Origin of the sequence: Kosakonia sp. WA-90, assembly GCF_039871955.1 — a bacterium.
Taxonomy (GTDB): Bacteria; Pseudomonadota; Gammaproteobacteria; order Enterobacterales; family Enterobacteriaceae; genus Kosakonia; species Kosakonia oryzendophytica.
Genome location: NZ_JBDPLJ010000007.1, coordinates 225,275 through 242,844, shown reverse-complemented (window position 1 = coordinate 242,844; position 17,570 = coordinate 225,275). Strand labels below are relative to the sequence as shown.

17 protein-coding genes and 1 pseudogene are annotated in these 17,570 nt (G+C 55.0%); 4 read left to right on the top strand and 14 right to left on the bottom strand.

Features of this window, described 5'->3' with window-relative positions; translation table 11 throughout:
* Positions 1–19 precede the first annotated feature (19 nt).
* Genes hemW through ABGA49_RS14185 form a run of 5 tightly spaced genes read right to left on the bottom strand, consistent with a single transcriptional unit; the run spans position 20 to position 3,327 of the window.
* Entirely contained in the window at positions 20–1,156 is a 1,137-nt protein-coding gene (gene hemW / locus ABGA49_RS14205; protein ID WP_088238389.1) for a radical SAM family heme chaperone HemW, read from the bottom strand.
* Positions 1,149–1,742 carry an XTP/dITP diphosphatase gene (locus ABGA49_RS14200; RefSeq protein WP_347665700.1) on the bottom strand — a complete coding sequence of 198 codons (594 nt, stop codon included), beginning with the start codon at positions 1,740–1,742 and terminating at the stop codon, positions 1,149–1,151. The genes hemW and ABGA49_RS14200 overlap by 8 nt, the downstream gene beginning before the upstream one ends.
* 8 nt (positions 1,743–1,750) lie before the next feature.
* On the bottom strand, positions 1,751–2,041 hold the full coding sequence (gene yggU, locus ABGA49_RS14195) for a DUF167 family protein YggU (RefSeq protein WP_061493208.1): 291 nt from the start codon (positions 2,039–2,041) through the stop codon (positions 1,751–1,753).
* Positions 2,038–2,604 carry a YggT family protein gene (locus ABGA49_RS14190; protein WP_088238387.1) on the bottom strand — a complete coding sequence of 189 codons (567 nt, stop codon included), beginning with the start codon at positions 2,602–2,604 and terminating at the stop codon, positions 2,038–2,040. Before ABGA49_RS14190 ends, yggU begins: the two co-directional genes overlap by 4 nt.
* Before the next feature lie 18 nt (positions 2,605–2,622).
* Positions 2,623–3,327: a YggS family pyridoxal phosphate-dependent enzyme gene (locus ABGA49_RS14185; protein WP_061493210.1), complete on the bottom strand. Its 705-nt coding sequence runs from the start codon at positions 3,325–3,327 to the stop codon at positions 2,623–2,625.
* A 17-nt stretch (positions 3,328–3,344) separates the two neighbouring features.
* On the opposite strand from ABGA49_RS14185, the gene ABGA49_RS14180 reads away from it, so the two are divergent.
* Positions 3,345–4,325, top strand: a complete 981-nt coding sequence (locus ABGA49_RS14180) for a type IV pilus twitching motility protein PilT (protein WP_061493211.1) — start codon at positions 3,345–3,347, stop codon at positions 4,323–4,325.
* On the opposite strand, the gene ABGA49_RS14175 is transcribed toward ABGA49_RS14180, so the two are convergent.
* Positions 4,322–6,583 carry an FAD-dependent oxidoreductase gene (locus tag ABGA49_RS14175; RefSeq protein WP_347665699.1) on the bottom strand — a complete coding sequence of 754 codons (2,262 nt, stop codon included), beginning with the start codon at positions 6,581–6,583 and terminating at the stop codon, positions 4,322–4,324. The genes ABGA49_RS14180 and ABGA49_RS14175 overlap by 4 nt on opposite strands.
* Positions 6,584–6,650: 67 nt before the next feature.
* On the opposite strand from ABGA49_RS14175, the gene ABGA49_RS14170 reads away from it, so the two are divergent.
* Positions 6,651–7,343, top strand: coding sequence for a hypothetical protein (locus ABGA49_RS14170; RefSeq protein ID WP_061493213.1), 693 nt, complete (start codon positions 6,651–6,653; stop codon positions 7,341–7,343).
* 162 nt (positions 7,344–7,505) lie between these two features.
* On the opposite strand, the gene ruvX is transcribed toward ABGA49_RS14170, so the two are convergent.
* From ruvX to metK, 8 genes are all read right to left on the bottom strand, one after another.
* Complete coding sequence (gene ruvX, locus ABGA49_RS14165) at positions 7,506–7,922, bottom strand: Holliday junction resolvase RuvX (protein ID WP_061493214.1); 417 nt, start codon at positions 7,920–7,922, stop codon at positions 7,506–7,508.
* The gene (locus tag ABGA49_RS14160) at positions 7,922–8,485 is read right to left on the bottom strand and encodes a YqgE/AlgH family protein (protein WP_347665698.1); all 564 of its coding nucleotides are present in this window, start codon (positions 8,483–8,485) and stop codon (positions 7,922–7,924) included. Before ABGA49_RS14160 ends, ruvX begins: the two co-directional genes overlap by 1 nt.
* Positions 8,486–8,607: 122 nt before the next feature.
* Positions 8,608–9,555, bottom strand: a complete 948-nt coding sequence (gene gshB, locus ABGA49_RS14155) for a glutathione synthase (RefSeq protein ID WP_134318692.1) — start codon at positions 9,553–9,555, stop codon at positions 8,608–8,610.
* A gap of 13 nt (positions 9,556–9,568) precedes the next feature.
* A complete protein-coding gene (gene rsmE / locus ABGA49_RS14150) occupies positions 9,569–10,300 on the bottom strand; it encodes a 16S rRNA (uracil(1498)-N(3))-methyltransferase (RefSeq protein ID WP_061493217.1) in 732 nt (243 codons plus the stop codon).
* Positions 10,301–10,396: 96 nt separating this feature from the next.
* Positions 10,397–11,095, bottom strand: coding sequence for a deoxyribonuclease I (gene endA / locus ABGA49_RS14145; protein ID WP_134318693.1), 699 nt, complete (start codon positions 11,093–11,095; stop codon positions 10,397–10,399).
* Between the two features lie 87 nt (positions 11,096–11,182).
* Positions 11,183–11,689, bottom strand: coding sequence for a SprT family zinc-dependent metalloprotease (locus tag ABGA49_RS14140; RefSeq protein WP_071889859.1), 507 nt, complete (start codon positions 11,687–11,689; stop codon positions 11,183–11,185).
* Positions 11,690–11,766: 77 nt separating this feature from the next.
* Positions 11,767–13,161 (bottom strand): sugar porter family MFS transporter, encoded by a 1,395-nt coding sequence (locus ABGA49_RS14135; protein WP_061493220.1) that lies wholly within the window; start codon positions 13,159–13,161, stop codon positions 11,767–11,769.
* Between the two features lie 401 nt (positions 13,162–13,562).
* Positions 13,563–14,717, bottom strand: a complete 1,155-nt coding sequence (gene metK / locus ABGA49_RS14130; RefSeq protein ID WP_061493221.1) for a methionine adenosyltransferase — start codon at positions 14,715–14,717, stop codon at positions 13,563–13,565.
* A 656-nt stretch (positions 14,718–15,373) separates the two neighbouring features.
* Between metK and yqgB the strand changes: the two are divergent.
* Positions 15,374–15,484 (top strand): annotated as a pseudogene (gene yqgB, locus ABGA49_RS14125) (acid stress response protein YqgB); the annotation flags it as partial.
* An 80-nt stretch (positions 15,485–15,564) separates the two neighbouring features.
* Positions 15,565–17,541: a biosynthetic arginine decarboxylase gene (gene speA / locus ABGA49_RS14120; protein ID WP_071889861.1), complete on the top strand. Its 1,977-nt coding sequence runs from the start codon at positions 15,565–15,567 to the stop codon at positions 17,539–17,541.
* Positions 17,542–17,570 lie beyond the last annotated feature (29 nt).

The following is a 17,570-nucleotide window of genomic DNA, read 5'->3' as shown; positions in this document are numbered from 1 at the left end:
GAACCGTTTTCCAGAGAGATTACTCAGCAAGGAAAAGCTCAAGTAGCGAGTTTAAAAACAGCTTGCCGTGCTCGGTTATCTGCCAGTAGTCATCACACTCGGTCAGATAATTGAGCGCCAGCGCGCGATCCAACTGGGCACGGATCGTACTTTCGCTTAAGCCGGTATAACGAGAGAACTCAGCGCGCGGTGCGGGCTCAAGCAGGCGGAAACGGTTCATAAAGAACTCGAACGGTTTGTCCGCTGTTTCCACGTCGTGCTGCTTATCCAGATAGTTTCCCTGCATATAACCGCGGGGATGGCGCGTCTTCGCGGTTCGCATAATGCGCCCGTCCGGGAAGGTCACTTTGCCGTGCGCGCCGCAGCCAATGCCCAGATAGTCGCCAAAACGCCAGTAATTGAGATTGTGCTCGCACTGATAACCCGGTTTGGCATAGGCCGAGGTTTCATATTGCTGATACCCGGCAGCAGTGAGGATCTGATGGCCTTGCTCAAAAATATCCCACAGCGCATCGTCATCCGGCAGGACCGGCGGGCGAGAGCCAAATAGCGTATTGGGCTCGATGGTAAGCTGATACCAGGAGAGATGCGGCGGGTTAAGCGCAATGGCCTGGCGCAGATCGTCCAGCGCCTCTTCCAGCGACTGATCCGGTAAACCGTGCATTAAATCGAGATTAAAGCTGCGCAAGCCCAGCCCACAGGCCAGGTGCGCCGCCCGTTTGGCTTCTTCCGGGCCGTGGATACGTCCAAGACGCTGGAGTTTGGTTTCGCTAAAGCTCTGCACACCAATGGAGATACGGTTGACACCAGCGCGCTGGTAGTCGACAAAGCGATTCGCTTCGACGGTGCCAGGATTGGCCTCCATGGTGATTTCCGCATCGGCAGCCAGCGGAAGCCTGGCACGCACGCCATCCAGCAACGTTTGCATCGCCGGGCCGGACAACAGGCTCGGCGTGCCGCCGCCAATAAAAATGGTCTTTATTTCACGCCCCTGCGCCAGGGGAACATCGGCATCCAGATCGCACAGCAGATGCTGCACATAGTCATCGTGCGGGACTTCCCCTTTGAGCGCATGGGAATTGAAATCGCAGTACGGGCATTTCTGCACGCACCAGGGAATGTGAATATAAAGGCTCAGAGGTGGCAAATCAGCCATTACGTAACGCTTCCAGTAACAGTTTCAACGCCTGTCCACGGTGGGAAATGGCGCTTTTTTCTTCGCGGGTCAGTTCCGCAGCGGTTTTGCCCTCGGAAGGGACAAAGAACACCGGATCGTAGCCAAAGCCGCCGTTACCCGCAGGCTGGCGGGCAATAACGCCCGACCAGGTACCGTGGCACACCAGCGGAGTCGGATCCTCTGCATGGCGCATATAGACCAGTACACAGTGAAATTGTGCCTGACGTTGAGCATCCGGGACATCTTTCAGGGCTTCAAGGAGCTTTTCGAGGTTCTGCTGATCGCTGGCGTCAACACCGGAATAGCGTGCGGAATAGATACCCGGCGCGCCGCCAAGTGCGTCAACCGCCAACCCAGAGTCATCGGCAATGGCCGGTAAGCCAGTAAGTTGTGCCGCGTGGCGGGCTTTCAGGATCGCGTTTTCAATAAACGTCAGCCCGTTTTCTTCTGCTGAGTCTACGCCCAGTGTGGTTTGCGCTACCACATCAAGGCCGAAATCATTGAGCAGCGAGGCAAGCTCGCGCACTTTACCGGCATTACCGGTAGCGAGGACAACTTTTTGCATAGCGGATCCTAATTTATCAGCGCCGCGACTTCCGTCGGGATCTGTTGCGGATGAGTGATTTTAATGTGTTTGTGGCGGCCCAGTTCGCCTTTTTCAATCACGACCTGGTTTTTGGCTACGCGGAACTGCTTTGCGAGATACTTAACCAGGTGAGCATTGGCCTGGCCGTCCACTGGCGGGGCGGTGATGGCGACTTTCAGTTCGTCGCCATGCAACCCGATGATACTGTCCCGGCTGGCTTTCGGCTGAATGTACAGCCGCAAAATCAGCCCGTCTTCGCAAACGAGCACGGCACTCATAGCGCCATCCACAGCCCCGGCAGCAGGATATTGCCTGTGGATTGCAGTACTTCGGCAACCCCCATATTGATGACATACAGTAGCAGCACCAGCACCATTGGCGAGAAATCAATCCCGCCCATTGCCGGCAGCAGGTTACGGATTGGGCGCAGCAACGGTTCGGTCAATTGCATTAATGCGTATTCCACCGGACTGCGTCCCTGGCTGATCCAGCTCATAATCGCCATCACCAGTAATACCCAGAAAACCATCTGGCCGACGGTTTTCAGTAAAATCAGCAGGGCGGAGATCCAGATAATCGGCTGGAAGGTCACCACCATAAACAGCACGATCGCTTTGATAAAACTCAGAACAAAGGCTATCAACAGCGACGCGCTGTCAATCGGCCCAAGCGACGGCAGAATGCGGCGTAGTGGCCCGACAATCGGCTGTGTGGCTTTCACCACGAACTGCGAGAACGGGTTGTAAAAATCGCAGCGTGCCCACTGCATCCAGACGCGCAACAGCAGAACCATCGTATAGAGTTCAATGACCGTCGAGAGCAGGAAAGTCAACGTCTTCATGGCGTTCCTCAGTTTTCCTTAATTTTTTGTGTAATCGCGCGCACCAAAAATGGCCGTTCCGATGCGCACCATGGTGCTGCCAGCCGCAATGGCGGCGGCCATATCGTCTGTCATGCCCAACGACAGCGTATCCACCGTTGGATAGCGGGTTTTCAGCGTCTCAAATGCTACCGCCATTTGCTGCGCGACGGCAAACTGTCGCTGATACTCCGTTTCCGGCGCAGGAATTGCCATCAACCCGCGCAGGCGGATGCCCGGTAATTCCACAACCTGCGCCGCCAGCGCATCCAACTCGCTGAGCGCGATGCCGGATTTGCTCTGCTCGTCGCTGATGTTGATTTGAATCAGCACGTTCAGTGGTGCAAGCGTTGCCGGACGCTGCTCGCTTAACCGACTGGCAATACGCAGCCGATCGACGGTATGGCACCAGTCAAAATGCTCGGCAACCAGACGACTTTTATTGGACTGTAATGGACCGATAAAGTGCCATTGCAGACCTTCAACGCCAGCTTCCTGAAAATGGCGGATTTTATCCACCCCTTCCTGAACATAGTTTTCGCCAAAGGCACGTTGCCCGGCGTCAATAGCCTCTGCGATGGCGCTCGCAGGTTTGGTTTTGCTCACGGCAAGTAAAACAACTTCCTCTGGAGCACGGCCGCAGTTCGTCGCCGCAGCGGAGATTTTGTCCCGGACATGTGCCAGGTTATGCGCGATATCGTTCATGATTCCAGGGTGGCTATATGGATATAGAAAAAATAGTGGAGCTTAGTGTAAAGCATAACGTCTCGGATCTACACCTGTGCAGTGGGCGTTCTCCACGCTGGCGGCAACAAGGGCGGCTGGAGCCTGCGCCTTTTCCCTGTCCGGACATCGCTGCACTCATGAACAGGCATCTTAGTGAAATGCTGCAAAACCAGTGGCGAGAGCAAGGGCAGGTGGATTTTGCGCTCACCACTGCCAGCGGTCTGCGTTTGCGCGCCGGGGCGTTTGCCCGTCATGACGGTGTCTCCCTGGCGCTGCGGTTATTACCGCAACGCTGTCCGCAGCTCAACGAACTTGATGCGCCCCAGGCGCTTACCGGGTTGCTCGCGCAGGAGCACGGTTTGATTCTGGTGACCGGTGCTACTGGTAGCGGTAAATCAACAACGCTTGCTGCAATGGTAAATCACCTTAATCAACGCATGGACGGGCATATCGTGACGCTGGAAGATCCGATTGAGTTTGTACATACCAGCGAGCGGTGCTTAATCCAGCAGCGGGAGGTTGGTCTGCACTGCCGGTCATTTGCCAGCGGGCTGCGCGCGGCATTGCGTGAGGATCCGGATGTGATCCTGCTTGGTGAGTTGCGCGACAGTGAGACGATCCGGCTGGCGTTAACGGCGGCGGAGACCGGGCATCTGGTGCTGGCGACGCTGCATACGCGCGGTGCGGCACAGGCCGTGGAGCGGCTGGTGGATGCTTTCCCGGCGCAGGAAAAAGACCCGGTGCGCAGCCAGCTTGCCGGGAGTTTACTGGCAGTGCTGGCGCAAAAACTGGAAGCCGATAAACAGGCGGGGCGGGTCGCGCTGTTTGAACTGTTGGTGAATACCTCTGCATCGGCGAACTTGATCCGTGAAGGCAAGACTCACCAACTGCCCGGCGTAATGCAAACCGGGCAGCAAGCGGGGATGCTGACATTTGCGCAAAGCCGGCAGCAGCGCGAACAGGCGGGGCGGCTTTAGCTTACGTTCAGAGAGTAAACCGCCGGGAGTGCACCTGCTGTGGCGAGGATCTCTAACCGGATGCTTGTCGCCGTGAGCGGTTCGTCCAGACAGTGCTGACACACGGAGTGGTGATTCGCTTTAACCTCAGCCAGCAACCGATCATCGGCCCACAAGCGGTAGTGTGTAATGCAGTGCGGCGTTACAGCATAAGGGTGACCCATTTGTACCGACTCCATGGCGTTGTCGAAGTCGTTGTCCTGCACCAGCGTTAGCTGTTTCAGGGACTGCGGCGTAGGCCAGCGCCAGATGATTTCAGGCGTATTGTCATTTGCAGCCGGGCTCCAGGCATTGATTTGCTGCTCAGGGCGCAGGCGGCCATTCAGAACATTTTGCGCCCCCCAGTATGCCAACGGCTGGCTGACTCGCAGGGCGGGCATGATCTGTTGCGGGTGACGGCGCGGTAACCAGAAGTCGAACTCGTCCACGCCGTAATCACCGTCCGCTACCTGGCGAGTATGCTTCGCCACGCGGGCATTCAGACTATTAAACACCGTCATCATTCCAGGCAGATGCGTGTCGGTCAAGGCGATCTCCACGCTATCCCGGGCGTCAAAAGCGAGGAACAGGTACTGATCACGGGCGCTTTGCCAGTTAAACGTTAGTGCATACTCACCTTCGCCAGGCGAAAGTTGCAGTATGCACTCGTCATACTGCTCGTCCGGTGTGAAATTCCCGGCGCGTTTGCTGCCCAAAAGCGATACCGCCAGTTGCAGCGGGGTAGTGGAGCGCAGGCGCAGCGTAATCTTCGGCAATGATGCGCCTGCCTGCACCGGTAGCAACAGTGCCATCCGTTCCGCCAGCGGCTGCCATTGACCATTCGGTGCAAGCTCCGTGAGTTGGTACTCACTGCTAGCGCTGACCGTCGCACCCTGTGCCGGATCGCTCAGCCAGTGGCGCGGAATGTAGCAGCCATTACGCTGCAACTGCTGCTGTAGCGCGGTGACATGCTCTGGCCTGGCCAGTTCCCTCGGAGTGAGATTATGCGTCTTGCACAGGGCGGCGGCGCGGCCAACCACTTCGCCCAGCAGACCGCAGGTGCACATTACGCGTGCACTGCCAAAGGCCACATGAGAGGCGGAAATCAACCGTCCGGTTAGCAGCAAATTATCCAGCGTGCGGCTGTAAAGGCTACGAAATGGAATAGTGTAAGTACCTTTACTGTGGAACTGACGGCAGCCGTCATGGGTGCTGTAGACGCCATCCGCCGGGTGTAAATCAATAGACCAGCCGCCGTAGGCAACGGCGTCATAGTGATCCCGTTGCTCAATAATGTCCTGCTGGCAGAGCAGGTGGTCGCCCACAAAGCGGCGGCTTTCCCGTTTGCCGGGGATCGCGCCGACCCACTCAATGGTCATATTCTCGGCCTCAGGAAACTGACCCGAATTCTTAATATGATCCCAAACGCCCCAGACGATTTTCCATAGCTCCCATTTGATCTCTTCACTTTCATGCACGGTATCGAGACGTCCGCCCCATTCCAGCCACCAGAGATCGCAGCCGTTAAGGGTTGAGGTGAGGCGTTTGTAACGCGGGATGTCGGTAATATCTTTCAGCGCAAAAGACGGCGGGATGAAATTGACCGGGCCAGCTGTTTGTTTGGTATAGAAATAAATCGAGTGACCCAGTTTATGACCAAAGTTATCGCCTGGTGCCATCTTTTCATCCAACTCCTCCGCATCTTCTGCACCCTCCCGATATTCTGCCCCGGCAAGAAAACCCAGCACGCCATCGCCCGTGGCATCGCAAAACTGTTCTGCGCTGACGATATAAAACGTTTCGTTAATCGGGTTAAAGGCGCTGACATGCGTGATGCGCTGCTGCTCTTTTTCCACCTCGTAGACGGCTGTATTCAGCAAAAGCGTGAGACCTTGCTGAGTTTTCGCCAGATCCAGCAGCACCAGGTCGAACATTACCGGGTTACCCTCTTTGTTACGCCAGAGGTTCTCCTCCATGATTTCGCCCATAATGCCTCCTTCGCGCGCCCAGCGGTTATTATTTCCCATATGCGAAGTCGCACCATTGGCCCACAGGCGAACCTCACTGGAGGCATTGCCGCCCAGCACCGGCCGGTCCTGGATCAGTACAACCTGTAAGCCGTCACGTGCGGCGGCGAGGGCCGCGCATAGCCCTGCCAGTCCGCCGCCTGCGACCAGCAGGTCGGCATGCAGGTATTGTGTCGGAAAACATCTGGCGGCGGATTGGGGAAAGATTTTCATAACCTTGTATCCTTCTTTACTGGCGGTAAAATCGACTCTTTGAGCAACCTGAGAAGCGAACCCTGCTATGTCTTCACAACCGAACCAAAGCCTGATCGACGGTATTCGCTGCCTGCAGTACCTGGTGTCCAGCGGCCGTGCTATTGGCTGTCGCGAGCTGGCGCGCCTGATGGGGATCAACACCACCCGCGTAAACCGGTTATTGATGACCATGGCCTCTATCGGCCTGACCATGCAGGATGCTCAACGACGCTATCTACCAGGCCCTGGTATTCACGCACTGGCCGCCCAGGCTATTCGCGGATCGGCGCTGTTCTCCCATGCACTCCCCTTGTTAGAACGCTACGCCCCGAAAGATATCGTGGTCGCAATGGCCGTGCTGTGGGAGGACCAGGTTATTTACATCTATCACTCCGAACCCGGTAGCCAGGTTAGCCAGGCGCTGGCCGGTTTCCATATGCTCCCTGCCTGGCAATCCGTGATTGGCATGTCACTGCTGGCGGCGGAAAGCGATGACGATTTGCAAAAACGCTTTACCGATGAGCAATGGCGGCAACTTGGCCCACACGTTGCTCAGCAGCGCGAGCAGGGGCATGTTGTCTGGCGCCATGACGATGGTGAAATTTCTATGGCGCAGCCTCTCGGCGCTCACTCTGCCGCACTGGCGTTTGCCGGAATGTGGCAGATAAACGAAGCCGTGGTGGAAACGCGCCTGGAGGAACTTCACTCTCTGGTGAATCGTCTGACGGAAAAGCCCTGATCGCCACTCACATTGTCTGATATGTTTCTTTTATAGAAACACTGATGGAAATGCAAAAAATACGGGCTAAATTTGTGAGCACGATCGGCAGAAAGCCGCGGCTGATGCGCGGCTTGATGAGGGGGAAAACGTTATCGACGGCGGAATCCGCCCCTGAGAGGATCAGAGGTTCTGTTCGAACCAGCTTTCGAGGATGATGACGGCGGAAGCGGAATCCACACTGCCTTTATTGAGGGCGCGAAATCCCCCACGCTCAAACAGCCCTGAACGGGCTTCGACGGTGCTGAGCCGTTCATCATGCAGTTTGATCTGCACGCCGAAACGGCCATGTATCTTATTGGCAAAGTTACGCGCTCTGGCCGTCAGCGGCTGCTCTGTGCCGTCCATATTTAGCGGTAAACCGACGATCACTGCTTCAGGTTGCCACTCTTTTAACAGCTTTTCGATGGCGCTCCAGTTCGGTGTGCCGTCCTGCGCTTTCAGTGCGGTCAGCGCCCTGGCGGTGCCAGTAATGCGCTGCCCAATGGCTACGCCAATGCTTTTAGTACCAAAATCAAAGGCTAACAGCGTTCCACTCATCAGGCGTGCCCCGCAACACCCGGCATGGTGGAGATATCAATGCCGATAAGTTTTGCCGCTTCACGCCAGCGATCGGCAATAGGCGTTTTAAACAAAATATTAAGATCCGCCGGTGCGGTCAGCCACGCATTATCGAGGATCTCCTGCTCCAATTGCCCTTTTTCCCAGGATGAATAGCCCAACGCGACCAGCACTTCACTTGGCTGCTCTGCTGTGCCCAGTGTTTCAAGGACATCACGCGAGGTGGTCACGACGGTGTTGTCAGAGACACGGATGCTGGAGGAGAAACTGGCGGGTGGTGTGTGCAGTATAAAACCACGATCTTCCGCCAGCGGGCCGCCGAGCAGCACCGGTTTATCCAGACGGATCGACGGATCGCGAGACTCTGGCTGGATTTTGAGTTTTTCCAGCACACCATCTACTTTCAGGTTTTCCAGCGGCTTGTTGATAACAAGCCCCATTGCGCCTTCATCGTTGTACTCGCAAATATAAACCACGGAGCGCCGGAAGAGGGGATCCTGAAGAGCAGGCATGGCAATAAGAAAGTGATGCTGTAAATTCATTGTCAGAGGTTCTGTTTCCTGGTTCAAAAAAGCGACAGTCTAGTATGCGGTGAAAGCAGAATGCTGTCACTAGCCAAACCTGGCAGGATACGGGTTCCTTCCCGTATCCGGAGCATTGAGGCTTATTTTCCCAGACGTTTCTCGATGGCGTCCATCAGCATGCCGGTGATCGAGATCGGGAATTCAGCTTCAATTTCACGTACGCAGGTCGGGCTGGTGACGTTAATTTCAGTCAGACGATCGCCAATAATATCCAGGCCGACAAAAATCAGCCCTTTTGCTTTCAGCGTTGGGGCGACTTTACGGGCAATCGCCCAGTCGCTTTCGCTCAGCGGGCGAGGTTCGCCGCGACCGCCGGCCGCCAGGTTGCCACGGGTTTCACCACCTTGCGGGATGCGCGCCAGGCAGTAAGGTACCGGCTCGCCATCCACAACCAGCACGCGTTTATCGCCATCTTTAATGGCCGGCAGATAGTTCTGCGCCATGCAGTAACGATTGCCCAGTTCGGTCAGGGTTTCGGCAATCACCGACAGGTTTGGATCGCCTTCTTTCACGCGGAAAATCGAGGTGCCGCCCATCCCATCCAGCGGTTTGAGAATAATGTCGCCGTGTTTCTGCCAGAACGCTTTCAACTGCGCTTTGTTGCGGGTAACCAGCGTTTCCGGAGTTAATTCCGCGAACCAGGCGGTGAACAGTTTTTCGTTACAGTCACGCAGACTCTGCGGTTTGTTGACGATCAGCGTGCCTTTCTCTTCAGCACGTTCAAGGATATAGGTCGCGTAAATATATTCGGTATCGAACGGCGGATCCTTGCGCATCAGAATGGTATCCAGATCGGCGAGCGGAATATCCTGCTCGCTGCCAAATTCGTACCATTTGTCGTAGTTTTGCTCGACGGAAAGCTTACGGGTGCGTGCGCGGGCTTCGCCATTGATCAGGTAGAGATCGGCCATTTCCATATAGTGCAGCTCATAGCCGCGGCGCTGTGCTTCCAGCAGCATGGCGAAGCTGGTGTCTTTTTTAATGTTAATGTCTGCGATGGGATCCATCACGATGCCGAGCTTAATCATTTTGCTTCTCCTCTCAACCCAGGTCGCCAAAGCGTACCTGAAGCGCGGTGATGGCGGTAAGCGCCGTGGTCTCTGTGCGTAGTACGCGTGGCCCTAACAAAATATCCGTGAACTGATAGCGCGCGGTCATGGCAATCTCATCGGCGGTTAACCCGCCCTCCGGACCAATCAGCAGTCGCACACGTTCCACTGGCAACGGCAGGGTATTGATACTTTGGCTGGCGCGCGGATGCAGGTTCAGCTTCAGGCCGGTATCCTCTTCGGCGCACCAGGCTTCCAGATCCATTGCCGGGCGGATTTCCGGAACGCGGTTACGTCCGCATTGCTCGCAAGCGGCAATGGCAATCTTCTGCCACTGCTGAAGCTTTTTGCTCAGACGTTCAGCATCCAGTTTAACGCCGCAGCGTTCAGAAAAAAGTGGCGTAATGAGGCTTACCCCAAGCTCAATGGATTTCTGGATGGTGAATTCCATTTTTTCCCCGCGGGACATCACCTGTCCGAGGTGGATATGCACCGGCGATTCCCGATCGTCCAACTCGCCGCGAAGCACATTCACCCGCACGCTTTTTTTGTCCGCATGGACGATTTCCGCCTCGAAGACCTGGTTCGAACCATCAAATAACTGAAGCGCCTGGCCTGGCCCCATACGCAGCACGCGACCGACATGGTTGGCTGCATCTTCACTGAGTGCGATTTCGCAGCCAGGCAGGATGCGTTCCGGATGATGAATGCGGGGAATGCGCATAGTATGAAATTCCATGTGTGGGGCGGCGCGGTCTATCCCCTCCGCCATTGAAGGGGAGGGGCGCGCCTGCAAATAAATAATTGCCGCTAGTGTAGGTTAGCTCTTTCGCGCCATGCAAGCGCGCTGCACATACGGATTATGGTTGCCCTGTACGTTGGCGATGCGTGCATCGCGTTCGCACTCCCAGTCGGTCACCGGGTACTGTTTATCCCAGGCGGTAAACAACTGCGTTTGCTGGCGTGAAAGCGAAATTTGGTACTGATCGCGCATATAGAAATAGGTGCGGGCAATCGCGCCGCGGGCGCGGGCCGGCGGTTCGGCGAGTTTGGCTTTGAAATCGATTTTCATGCCGCACTGGCCGTACTGACCTTCACCACCGTTCCACTGACTGTACATAAAATTGCCGCGATCGCCGTTCACCTCGCCTACGGCGGGTTGCAGGTTATGCATATCGCTTTCGATTTTGCGGTACACCGGATCTTTCGCGCAGTTCTGCCGTCCACCATCCTGCCAGCACTGGCGCTGGTGGCCGAACTGCCAGGCGGGCATGACATGCTCCCACTCGATACGGCTGGCGCGATTTTCGTTCTTCCGCACTTGATAGCCGCAGGAGGCGAGATCAACCACGCCTTTTTTCCCCTGCCAGTTAATTTTACACCCGCAGTAGAAGTCTCCTGGCGCATCGGCGTTCACTTTAACGCCTGCTGCTTTGGCCTGGGCAAAACTGTTGATCCCGTCTGCGGCGAGTGCAGGAACGGCAATAAGAGTCAATAAAAGTGAGAAAAGACGAAACATGGCGAACTCCCTGTCAAAACGAGTCCGCAACGTAACGGAAGGCGTTGCCTGATGCAATCAGTAAGAGCAGAAAACTTCTTAATGGATTCAGTTACTCGCGTCGGCAATCAGCGGCTCGCCGCAGCGAACACAACGGTAAACCGCTTCGCCACGTACCACCCGGTTATGTCTGCGCACGGTTAACTGATGCTGCTGGCATTTGCAGCGGTAGGGAAAAGTATTGCGCCGTACGGATTCCAGCTCGAATTGATGAGTGCGTCTGGCGGGGACGCCCAATACGCTCTCCATCATCCATTTCCACTCTTTGCCATGAGGCGCGACACGGCCAAAGTGTTTCCACACCAGCAGATGCGCCAGTTCGTGAGGAACCACCTCGTCAATAAATGCCTGTTCATTTTCCAGTAATAACACCGGATTAAGCCGGATTTCGTAATCCGCCAGCCAGGCGGTACCGGCGGCCGTGCCGCGCTGTTGATAAATCAGTTTAGGTTCCGGGTAATTGCGCCCCAGTTTTTGGTTTGCCTGGGCGAGTTTTTCTCGCAGGCTGCGCATGACGGCTTGTTGCGTGGCAATGGGAAGGCGGGGTGTTTTCATAGTTGCAGAGCATAGGATGGGCGAAGCGGGAGTGCAAGGGGAAGGGAAGGCTTCCTCCGGGGAGGAAGCCTTCAGGGCTAGTTGTGGGAACCAATTTCGCGCAGTGGGCGACCGCGCATCAGGTTGCGCTCGATATGCTCCAGCGAAACATGTTTGGTTTCTGGCACCAGCCACAGCGTCAGGACGATAAACAGCACATTCAGCGCGCTATACACCCAGAAGGTGTTGGCGTTGCCCAGCGAATTGAGCATGGTCAGGAACGTCGCGCCGACGATCATATTGGCAATCCAGTTGGTGGCCGTTGAGCAGGTGATACCAAAATCGCGGCCTTTCAGCGGCTGGATTTCGGAACACAGCACCCAAATCAACGGCCCCGCGCTCATGGCGAAACCAATGATGAACATCAGCAGCATAGCGACCGCGAAGTACTGTGCCGACGGGGAGTGAATGCCCAGATGCAGCATGGTGCCAAGGATGCCCATCCCCGCCGCCATCACCAGGAAGCCCAGCACCAGCGTCGGTTTACGTCCCCAACGATCCACAAGACCGATAGCAATAAACGTCGCCAGTACGTTAGTGAGACCGACAATCACCGTGCCCCACATCTGCTCGGTGGTATTGGTATAGCCCGCCAGTTCGAAAATTTTTGGCGCGTAGTACATGATGACGTTCATCCCGGTGAACTGTTGCATCACCTGCAGCAACACACCAAGAAACACGGCGCGGCGGAAATTGCTGTTCTCTCTGAACAGCGCCCAGCCGGTCTGTTTCACTTGCAGGCTTTCGCGGATCTCTTCGAGCTCATTTTTCGCTTCAGCGCTGGTGTCGCGCAAGCGCAACAGCACACGTTCTGCATCGTGGAAACGGCGCTTCGCGGCAAACCAGCGTGGGCTGTCTGGTAGGAAAAAGACGCCAATCAACAGCAGGATAGCCGGAATAATGATCACCCCCAGCATCCAGCGCCATTCACCGCTGTAGCTGAACGCCGTATCGGAAAGATAAGCACCGAGAATACCGATGGTGATCATCAACTGATACATGGAGATCATGCTGCCGCGGATTTTTTCCGGGGCAATTTCCGACAGGTAGAGCGGTGCAGTGTAGGACGCTACGCCCACGGCAAGGCCCAGCACCACACGAGAAATAATCAGCACGTCAACGTTCGGGGCAGCGGCGGAGCAGAGCGAGCCGATCACAAAAAGTACGGCGCCGATCATCAGGCTTTTTTTACGGCCGAGGCGCCAGGAGAGCCATCCGCTGCCGACAGCGCCTACGGCGGCACCGAACATCATCGAACTCACCACCCATTCCTGGGTATGTGAGCTAATTTGAAAATCATCTGTGATAAAGGGCAGCGCACCCGCGATCACGCCAATATCCAGGCCAAAAAGCAATCCTGCCAGTGCTGCGAGGAAACAGACAAAGAAGGTCATTGCCTTGTTTGAACGCCCCTGTTTTTTCGTGTCAGGCATTATGCCCTCCATTGATGTCATTGGTTTTATCGGTGTCAAAGGTAGGTCAGGAATACGCAAAAATATGTGACTATCATCACATGAGTGTAATCGGTTACATTACAATCAAGGATGTAATGTAAATAAAAGTCATAAATATTATAGAATTACTGAAGAGATAATGTGAGGTGGTTGACGTGATTTCAGACTAAACCGAAGCATTATGTAACAGTCATCAGTTTGCTGCTTTTCAAAGAGAGAATTCTGATTTTTTACCGAAGCGGTTTGATGTAATCGCTTTCATGCGAAACTCCCTCACCCTAAGTAGGCACTGGCATTGAGAAAAAATATGTTGGGATGAAGGGCGGAGAATATAAAAAAGGCCAGCACGAGGCTGGCCTTAAAAAGACATTGCCAGAGGATTATTTCAGACCGGCAGCTTCACGCAGCGCATCAGCTTTGTCGGTTTTTTCCCACGGGAAGGTTTCGCGACCAAAGTGACCGTATGCAGCGGTTTGTTTGTAGATCGGGTGCAGCAGATCCAGCATCTGGATCAGACCATACGGACGCAGATCGAAGAATTCGCGCACCAGCAGGGTCAACTGCTCGCTGGCGATTTTCTCGGTACCGAAGGTTTCCACCATGATAGAGGTCGGTTCTGCCACGCCAATAGCATAGGAGACCTGGATCTCACAGCGGTCAGCCAGGCCCGCAGCAACGATGTTTTTCGCGACGTAACGCGCAGCGTAAGCGGCAGAACGGTCAACTTTAGACGGATCCTTACCGGAGAATGCGCCGCCGCCATGACGCGCCATGCCGCCATAGGTATCAACGATAATTTTACGTCCGGTCAGACCACAGTCGCCCATCGGGCCACCGATAACGAAACGGCCTGTCGGGTTGATAAAGAATTTGGTGGACTCATTTAGCCACTCAGACGGCAGAATCGGCTTGATGATCTCTTCCATCACCGCTTCTTGCAGGGATTTCTGGTCGATATTCTCTGCATGCTGTGTGGACAGCACAACGGCATCGATACCGGCAATTTTACCGTCTTCATATTGGAACGTGACCTGGCTTTTCGCATCCGGGCGCAGCCACGGCAGGGTGCCGTTTTTACGCACTTCAGCCTGACGCTCAACCAGACGGTGTGCATAGGTGATCGGTGCAGGCATCAGTACATCGGTTTCGTTGGTTGCGTAACCAAACATCAGCCCCTGGTCGCCCGCACCTTGTTCCAGCGGATCGGCGCGGTCAACGCCCTGGTTGATATCCGGAGATTGCTTACCAATCGCACTCAGTACGGCGCAAGAATTGGCGTCAAAGCCCATGTCGGAATGCACATAGCCAATTTCACGGACGGTATTACGGGTGATCTCTTCGATATCAACCCATGCGCTGGTGGTAATTTCACCACCCACCAGCACCATGCCGGTTTTGACGTAAGTTTCACACGCAACGCGTGCTTTCGGATCCTGCTCGAGGATCGCATCCAGCACGGCGTCGGAAATTTGGTCAGCGATTTTGTCAGGATGCCCTTCGGAGACGGACTCGGACGTAAAAAGGTGTTTTGCCATATGTTGTTTTCACCCTGGAGTAATACGGTTAGCTCGAATTCTGCGTCCGGATATGCCTTCGCGGTGGCGCCGCGGGGACTGCAGGTTATGACGCAAAAGTCTGAGTGTTAATCAATATAGACGGATTAACATCTGGATGGCTATTCTAAGGTACTTCCTGACTCTATTGCCAGCGCTTTTTGATGTTCACCACTTCTTGTCACAAATAGTGACGGAAAATTTTCCTGGCAATGCGTCAAACACAGCTTTTTTATTTTGCATTTTCACCTCGTTGTCGGTATAAAACGCCGCGCGCGGCTCACTTAAAAAAGCGCACGGCAAAAACGCTGTGTCGCCACTTCCAGCCGGGTTAAGCAGTGAATTTAATGGCTTTGGCTTGTCGCGGGTTGTAAAAGGCTTGCGTGGAGGTGATACGAGATAATGAACCGTTGTTTTCCGCAAAAACTGTTGCGTCGTTCTGACGCATGTTTACTCCCCACTACCTGCATTTCTAATCTGCAAACCAGCCGATGTTATACCCATTTCGGCGCTTCTCAGGACTCCAGAGCCGGTAAGGCGTTGCGATAACTGAACAAGGGCTCTCCTGATAAATCAGGAGTTTTCTCGTGGTTTCGCCGGACTGTCATACTTAAGTTCGGAACGTGTTTTACAATGATATGAACAAGAAACCGGTCGCACAGCCGGCGCTTCAGCATGACATGCTGAGCATTCAGGCTGTTTATGGGTTGTTATCGCTATATGTCACTGCGATAGTAGTCAACTGTTTTGTATCCGTTGCGTTTTACTCTGCGGCCTGCGGGCGCGGTGAAACCAACAGGGTATACACTTTTTTATGTTGAGGTTCGCTATGTCTGACGACATGTCTTCGGTTTCGCCTTCGTCAGCAGGCGAACACGGTGTATTACGTTCCATGCAGGAGGTGGCGATGAGCTCCCAGGAAGCCAGCAAGATGCTACGTACATATAACATTGCGTGGTGGGGTAATAATTACTACGACGTCAATGAACTGGGGCATATCAGTGTTTGCCCGGATCCGGATGTACCGGAAGCCCGCGTTGACCTGGCGCAACTGGTGAAAGCGCGCGAAGCGCAAGGGCAGCGCCTGCCAGCGCTGTTCTGTTTCCCGCAGATCCTGCAACATCGCCTGCGCTCGATTAACGCCGCCTTTAAACGTGCGCGTGAATCCTACGGTTACAATGGCGACTATTTCCTCGTCTATCCGATCAAGGTGAACCAGCACCGGCGTGTGATTGAGTCGCTGATCCATTCCGGCGAACCGCTGGGGCTGGAAGCCGGTTCCAAAGCGGAGCTGATGGCCGTACTGGCGCATGCGGGGATGACCCGCTCGGTGATCGTGTGTAACGGCTATAAAGACCGCGAATACATTCGCCTGGCGCTGATTGGCGAGAAGATGGGCCACAAGGTCTATCTGGTGATTGAGAAAATGACCGAAATCGCCATCGTACTGGAAGAAGCGGAGCGTCTGAACGTGGTGCCGCGTCTTGGTGTGCGTGCGCGTCTGGCGTCGCAAGGCTCCGGTAAATGGCAATCTTCCGGCGGCGAGAAATCTAAATTTGGTCTGGCGGCCACCCAAGTTCTGCAACTGGTGGAAATTCTGCGCGAGCGCGGGCGTCTGGACAGCATTCAACTGCTGCACTTTCACCTTGGTTCGCAGATGGCAAACATCCGCGATATCGCGACAGGCGTGCGTGAATCCGCGCGTTTTTACGTTGAACTGCATAAACTGGGCGTGAATATCCAGTGCTTCGACGTTGGCGGCGGGTTAGGCGTGGACTATGAAGGTACACGTTCGCAGTCAGACTGTTCGGTGAACTATGGCCTGAACGAATATGCCAATAACATCATTTGGGCGATTGGCGATGCGTGTGAAGAGCATGGTTTGCCGCATCCGACGGTGATCACGGAATCTGGTCGCGCCGTGACTGCGCACCACACAGTGCTGGTGTCCAATATTATCGGTGTGGAACGCAACGAATATACGCAGGCAACAGCCCCGGCTGACGATGCGCCGCGTGCGTTACAAAGTATGTGGGAAACCTGGCAGGAGATGCATGAGCCTGGCACACGCCGTTCGCTGCGTGAATGGTTGCATGACAGCCAGATGGATTTGCACGATATCCATGTCGGTTACTCTTCTGGCGCTTACAGCCTGCAAGAGCGCGCCTGGGCTGAGCAGCTCTATCTGAATATGTGTCATGAAGTGCAGAAACAGCTGGATCCGAGCAACCGTGCACATCGTCCGATTATCGATGAATTGCAGGAGCGTATGGCGGACAAAATGTACGTCAACTTCTCGCTGTTCCAGTCGATGCCGGATGCCTGGGGGATCGATCAACTCTTCCCGGTGTTGCCGCTGGAAGGGCTGAATCATGCACCGGAACGCCGTGCGGTACTGCTGGATATTACCTGTGACTCCGACGGTGCTATCGATCACTATGTGGATGGCGACGGGATCGCCACCACGATGCCGATGCCGGAATACGACCCGGAGAACCCGCCGATGCTGGGCTTCTTTATGGTTGGCGCGTACCAGGAGATCCTCGGGAATATGCATAATCTGTTCGGTGATACCGAAGCGGTTGATGTGTTTGTTTTCCCGGATGGCAGCGTGGAAGTGGAGCTTTCTGATGAAGGCGACACCGTCGCGGATATGTTGCAGTATGTGCAGCTCGATCCGAACACTCTGCTGACGCAGTTCCGCGATCAGGTTAAACAGACCGGGCTCGAAGATGCGCTGCAGCAGCAGTTCCTCGAAGAGTTTGAAGCCGGACTGTACGGCTACACCTATCTGGAAGATGAATAAGATTTTCCAGTGACAGGTGATTGTCCACA

What these genes read in the sequence shown, in the direction of transcription:
- ABGA49_RS14160 (WP_347665698.1), bottom strand. Translation starts at nt 8,485, where the DNA reads ATGAATTTACAGCATCACTTTCTTATTGCCATGCCTGCTCTTCAGGAT.
- gshB (WP_134318692.1), bottom strand. Translation starts at nt 9,555, where the DNA reads ATGATTAAGCTCGGCATCGTGATGGATCCCATCGCAGACATTAACATT.
- ruvX (WP_061493214.1), bottom strand. Translation starts at nt 7,922, where the DNA reads ATGAGTGGAACGCTGTTAGCCTTTGATTTTGGTACTAAAAGCATTGGC.
- ABGA49_RS14185 (WP_061493210.1), bottom strand. Translation starts at nt 3,327, where the DNA reads ATGAACGATATCGCGCATAACCTGGCACATGTCCGGGACAAAATCTCC.
- ABGA49_RS14200 (WP_347665700.1), bottom strand. Translation starts at nt 1,742, where the DNA reads ATGCAAAAAGTTGTCCTCGCTACCGGTAATGCCGGTAAAGTGCGCGAG.
- ABGA49_RS14175 (WP_347665699.1), bottom strand. Translation starts at nt 6,583, where the DNA reads ATGAAAATCTTTCCCCAATCCGCCGCCAGATGTTTTCCGACACAATAC.
- yggU (WP_061493208.1), bottom strand. Translation starts at nt 2,041, where the DNA reads ATGAGTGCCGTGCTCGTTTGCGAAGACGGGCTGATTTTGCGGCTGTAC.
- ABGA49_RS14140 (WP_071889859.1), bottom strand. Translation starts at nt 11,689, where the DNA reads ATGAAAACACCCCGCCTTCCCATTGCCACGCAACAAGCCGTCATGCGC.
- hemW (WP_088238389.1), bottom strand. Translation starts at nt 1,156, where the DNA reads ATGGCTGATTTGCCACCTCTGAGCCTTTATATTCACATTCCCTGGTGC.
- metK (WP_061493221.1), bottom strand. Translation starts at nt 14,717, where the DNA reads ATGGCAAAACACCTTTTTACGTCCGAGTCCGTCTCCGAAGGGCATCCT.
- ABGA49_RS14170 (WP_061493213.1), top strand. Translation starts at nt 6,651, where the DNA reads ATGTCTTCACAACCGAACCAAAGCCTGATCGACGGTATTCGCTGCCTG.
- rsmE (WP_061493217.1), bottom strand. Translation starts at nt 10,300, where the DNA reads ATGCGCATTCCCCGCATTCATCATCCGGAACGCATCCTGCCTGGCTGC.
- ABGA49_RS14135 (WP_061493220.1), bottom strand. Translation starts at nt 13,161, where the DNA reads ATGCCTGACACGAAAAAACAGGGGCGTTCAAACAAGGCAATGACCTTC.
- ABGA49_RS14180 (WP_061493211.1), top strand. Translation starts at nt 3,345, where the DNA reads ATGGATATAGAAAAAATAGTGGAGCTTAGTGTAAAGCATAACGTCTCG.
- speA (WP_071889861.1), top strand. Translation starts at nt 15,565, where the DNA reads ATGTCTGACGACATGTCTTCGGTTTCGCCTTCGTCAGCAGGCGAACAC.
- endA (WP_134318693.1), bottom strand. Translation starts at nt 11,095, where the DNA reads ATGTTTCGTCTTTTCTCACTTTTATTGACTCTTATTGCCGTTCCTGCA.
- ABGA49_RS14190 (WP_088238387.1), bottom strand. Translation starts at nt 2,604, where the DNA reads ATGAAGACGTTGACTTTCCTGCTCTCGACGGTCATTGAACTCTATACG.